Origin of the sequence: Bartonella mastomydis (genome assembly GCF_900185775.1) — a bacterium.
Classification (GTDB): domain Bacteria; phylum Pseudomonadota; class Alphaproteobacteria; order Rhizobiales; family Rhizobiaceae; genus Bartonella; species Bartonella elizabethae.
In genome coordinates, this window is the sequence record NZ_LT883128.1 from 1 (window position 1) to 2,773 (window position 2,773).

At 42.9% G+C, this 2,773-nt stretch carries 3 protein-coding genes; all 3 read right to left on the reverse strand.

The genetic code is table 11. The features are described from left to right. Positions 1 to 36: 36 nt before the first annotated feature. On the reverse strand, positions 37 to 264 hold the full coding sequence (locus FJG96_RS00010; RefSeq protein WP_139412226.1) for a hypothetical protein: 228 nt from the start codon (positions 262 to 264) through the stop codon (positions 37 to 39). Beyond that, positions 261 to 923, reverse strand: a complete 663-nt coding sequence (locus tag FJG96_RS00015) for a lysozyme (RefSeq protein WP_139412227.1) — start codon at positions 921 to 923, stop codon at positions 261 to 263. The genes FJG96_RS00010 and FJG96_RS00015 overlap by 4 nt, the downstream gene beginning before the upstream one ends. Positions 924 to 991: 68 nt before the next feature. After that, positions 992 to 2,773 (reverse strand): phage major tropism determinant (locus tag FJG96_RS00020; protein ID WP_139412228.1); only part of this gene is annotated, 1,782 nt, incomplete at its 5' end.

A 2,773-nucleotide genomic window follows, 5' to 3' on the forward strand; every position in this document is an offset into this window, starting at 1 on the left:
AAATAAATTGGCAACCAACCAACACAAGAAACTGTCCTATTTGCCCCGCATCCAACGAGACAAAGCAGAACGCACACCAGCATCAGTTTTTTGATTAACTTCATTTTCCACCTCAAAACGGGTTGTTGCTATTTTAAAAGTATGCTCTTTTTGCTTCTGCCGTTCGCTCTTCTTTCCAAGATGAAAAGCCTTGGCTAATGCCATAAAAAAAACGGCTAAAGCCGCTAACAAAAAAGACAGATTTCTTTTGAACCAAAAAATCATAAGCGCTGTTCCTTAAACCGCTTGGCAACAATCACCAGTCCTGTACAAGCCGCTAGAACCATAATCCCTGCTAACGCCCACTGAATTGGTCCATTACCAACCAAAAAGCCTCCAAACCCTGAACAAGACCCTATAATCGGGGCTAGCGCTTCTACCTTTAAAAGTCCTCTTGCCTCACGTGTTTCTACCCTGTGATAGTTCGAAGCAATGTAAGATCCTTTCGCCCACAAACCGGATTCGGCTGCTCGACGGTTGGATAATCCCACAAAAGGCTTGCCACCCACTTTATTCCATTTCTGTAATTCACTAGGAACAGCTTCATAATCCCCTTGATTAAGCTTCTTCAACAATGTTGACTTGCAAAAAGCTTTCGTTCCTACGTTATAGCAAAACGACACCAATGCCGCGAATTGATTATCCGTTAACGAAACCCTCACCGATTCCTCAACCGTCTTCTCAAATTGCTTTAAGTCTTCACAAAGGATTTCTTCTGCTTGCTCTTGTGTGATACGCAGGCCTTTTTTGACAAACGGTTGACCAGCATTGTTGGTGTGACCATAACCAATGGTCCAAATGCATGCCACATCTCTATATGCCTCTAAACGCAACCCTTCCCATTGTTTGATAAGCTCTAATCCTTCCTTTGATATCTTTCTCATCTGATCCTCCATAAAAAAAGCCCCACAAACGCGGGGCTGGATTAAATAATGTTATAATCAATTTAGCACTAATTATAATAAAAGGGCTCACTACATCCGCGAGCGCCTATTTTTTCATCTTTGTCATAACGAGAATACGCAAAATTCCGCGCAAGATGATGATTGTTAGAGCCACCAGACCAATCGCCTCCCCCCAACATAACATTTATGTCTACACGTAAACTGCTTCCTTGTTCCGCTGTATGCCATTTAGTCACCGGATAACAACCAGACAAAAATTGCCACACATAACCGCATCCATCCTCACAACCAATATCAGATATCATGCGTCTATTGTCTGTATCAACGTGTCCTCCAGACGTCTTAGGAGAAGGCGGTTGATTGCCTGTGATACTGGTTTGTGCATTGCTTCCAGCCATGCATGACGAGAACTCATCACTCGTCAAAAATCTCTTATTAACAGACAAAAAATCAGCTAAATGCTCCGCATAGCTATAATTAGTCGTAATCGGAACACCATATGCCGATTTCGTATTTTTACCTATCCCTGATTGAAGATAAATATCAACCCAAATATTCTTCCACGAATCGTAAACCATTCCCTCTGGATCACTCCTCGGACGGTGATTTAAACTCCAAACAGACTCAGGGAGAATATCCCCCGCTTGATAACCCGATAACGGATGATCTTCAATCTCACCAACATCTGCACAAAGCGTATGAAATCCACCGATTTTTTCAGAATTATGCTCTGTATAGCCATCAGGAGCTGTCGGGTTAGTCGAAAATTCATAGGATAGATCATTATCCCCAGATTTTAGGATAAGATATATATAATAATCTTTTCCAGCTTCAAGAGTTTCTGAAAAAGTCATAGTCCCACGCCCTGGAACACGGTGCACAAGGTACCTACCCCCATGCTCGCCACCATGATAAAAGCGAAAAAATGCGCCGTTGTTGATCACAAGACCTTTTCTATTTGCCGGATCCGCTTCCAGAATTTTGTGGGGCTGTACAAAACGTACATTCTCTAAAAAATAAGTGGAAAGAGAATTCACATTGACCTGAAGTTTAGAAATACTATCACTGTTACTCTCTGCCTTCTCTTGCACTTGTGTCAATGCATTTTTCGCTTCTTCCGCAGCTGTCTTCGCAAGATTTGCCTCTTGTTTGGCTTCTTCTGATAAATTTTTAGAGCTAGAGGCGGTTTGGTTTGCCTGATCACTCGTAGATTTTGCTTCATCAACTATTGTTTCTAAGCCTTCCGCTTTAGATTTCGCATCATTAGCTTCTTTTAGCGCTTGCTCTACTTTCTCTGTTACACTATCTGCTGCACTTTTCGCAGATTCCGCCAAACCCTTAGCTTCTGAAGCTGTTTGCAATGCTTGTTCGCCTGTGCCTTTTGCTTCTTCTAATTTCTCCTTGGCTTCTCTTGCTTCTGTTAAAGCTGTCTCTACTGACTTTTCTACTTGGGATACTGTTTTCGTTAGTTCTGTAACTGAAGAAGTTGCCTGTTCCGATAATCCTTTTGCCCCTTCCGCCATATCCTTAGCATCATCAGCTGTCTGTTTGGCGCCATCCGCCTTAAGACTGGCTTGAGTCGCTATTGTCTTTACTTCATGACTCGTCGCTACCGCTGTTGCGGCTACTTGGGTCGTCTCTGTTGCTGTTTGAGAAGCATCTCTTGCTGTTTGTTCTGCACGTTCAGCAATCGTTTTCGATTCATCGGCTAACTTCTTAGCTTCTTCTGAAACCTGTTGCGCACCGTTCGCACGCGCCATCGCTTTTTCTGCCTCTTGCCTTGCATTGACAACCTGTTCTAACGGTGCAAAAGTTTCATACGAATACAA